The sequence below is a fragment of the Stenotrophomonas sp. 2YAF22 genome (assembly GCF_052114665.1).
In the GTDB taxonomy this organism is placed as follows: domain Bacteria; phylum Pseudomonadota; class Gammaproteobacteria; order Xanthomonadales; family Xanthomonadaceae; genus Stenotrophomonas; species Stenotrophomonas indicatrix.
This window is the reverse complement of record NZ_JBFRFE010000786.1, coordinates 1-1,630: the sequence shown is the minus strand read 5'-3', so window position 1 is coordinate 1,630 and position 1,630 is coordinate 1. Positions and strand designations below refer to the sequence as shown.

Genomic DNA, 1,630 nt, shown 5'->3' with positions numbered 1-1,630 from the left:
GGTAGTGCCGGCCGCTGGCCGGCAACTGCAATCACCCGGCGCGCCTGGGGATGCCGGCCAGCGGCCGGCACTACCCGGGAACAGCGGCCATGGCATGATGTGCGCGCGCCTTCGGCGCGATGACATGGAGTCTGCAATGGCCTGGTTGTCGCTGCTGCTGTTCCTGCCCTGGTTCATCCTGCTGGGCAGCTTGTACTGGCTGTTTCCGCGCCAGCCGCGTACCGCGCGGCGACGCCTGTTCGATGGCGCCATCCTGGCGCTGGCGCTCGCCCTGAGCATCGTGGCGATGCTGTGGGGCCACCACATCGGTCTGGTACAGCCGGGCGCCGGACCGATCTGGCCGCAGGTGCTGGCGGTGCTGTATGCCTATGGCGCGTTCCTGGCGGTGCTGGTACTGGCGCTGCTGCTGCGGCCGCGATTCGCTTTGCGCTGCAGCTGATCGGTAGTGCCGGCCGCTGGCCGGCAACTGCATTCAACTGGCTAACCCGGGGTTGCCGGCCAGCGGCCGGCTCCATCCGACCAAAGCCGCATCGATCACGCCATGCCGGCGCGCCTACCATGGGCATCTGTTCCCGATCCTGCCAGGTGCGCGTCGATGACCGCCGATCCCAGCATCCACACCATCGATACCGGTTTCCAACGGCCGGATTTCGATGCCGCTTACCTGATCATCGAAAACGGTCGTGCCGCGTTCGTCGACTGCGGTACCGGCCTGTCGGTGCCGGCGATGCTGCAGGCCTTGACCGACAACGGGCTGGGCGTGGAGGCGGTGGACTGGCTGCTGCTGACCCACGTGCACCTGGATCATGCCGGTGGCGCTGGCCTGCTGATGCAGCAGCTGCCGAATGCGCGTGCAGTGCTGCATCCGCGCGGCGCACCGCACATGATCGATCCGACCCGATTGATCGCCGGGGCCACCGCCGTCTATGGCGCCGAGGAAATCGCGCGCAGCTATGGCCGCATCGAAGCGATTCCCGAGCAGCGCGTGGTGGTGGCTGACGACGGCCAGCGCATCGACCTGGCCGGCCGCGAGCTGGTGCTGCTGCATACCCCGGGGCACGCGCTGCACCACTACTGCGTGTGGGATGGGCGCAGCCGCAGCTGGTTCACCGGCGATACCTTCGGTATCTCCTACCGCGAGCTGGACAGCGCGCAGGGCGCTTTCATCTTCCCCACCTCATCGCCGGTGCAGTTCGACCCGGAAGCGATGAAGGCGTCGATCCAGCGCATGCTCGGTTACGCACCGCAGGCGATGTACCTGACCCATTACGGTCGTGTCGAACAGGTCGAAAAGCTGGCCGAAGATCTGTTCGAACAGATCGATGCGATGGCGGCCATCGGCCGCCAGTGCGACGGACGTCCCGACCGTCATCGCTGCCTGCTGGCCGCGCTGCAGGCGCTGTACCTGGAGCGTGCACAGCAGCATGGCTGCGCACTGGACCTGGCCACAGTGACCGAGGTGATGGCGATGGATATCGAACTCAACGCACAGGGCTTGGCCTGTTGGCTGGACCGCGCGTCGCGCTGACCCGCAGTGCTTGGCGGCGGCAAGAGGGTAGATCCACGCCACGCGTGGATGACGCGCGCCCAGGCTGCGCCGCGATGTCACGACCACGTTACACTCTGGTGA

At 67.0% G+C, this 1,630-nt stretch carries 2 protein-coding genes; both read left to right on the top strand.

Translation table 11 applies throughout. The annotated features are described in order from the left end of the window. Positions 1–136 precede the first annotated feature (136 nt). Positions 137–439: a hypothetical protein gene (locus tag AB4Y84_RS21115; RefSeq protein ID WP_442244020.1), complete on the top strand. Its 303-nt coding sequence runs from the start codon at positions 137–139 to the stop codon at positions 437–439. A 156-nt stretch (positions 440–595) separates the two neighbouring features. Beyond that, positions 596–1,528 carry an MBL fold metallo-hydrolase gene (locus tag AB4Y84_RS21110; RefSeq protein WP_442244021.1) on the top strand — a complete coding sequence of 311 codons (933 nt, stop codon included), beginning with the start codon at positions 596–598 and terminating at the stop codon, positions 1,526–1,528. Positions 1,529–1,630 lie beyond the last annotated feature (102 nt).

What these genes read in the sequence shown, in the direction of transcription:
- AB4Y84_RS21115 (WP_442244020.1), top strand. Translation starts at nt 137, where the DNA reads ATGGCCTGGTTGTCGCTGCTGCTGTTCCTGCCCTGGTTCATCCTGCTG.
- AB4Y84_RS21110 (WP_442244021.1), top strand. Translation starts at nt 596, where the DNA reads ATGACCGCCGATCCCAGCATCCACACCATCGATACCGGTTTCCAACGG.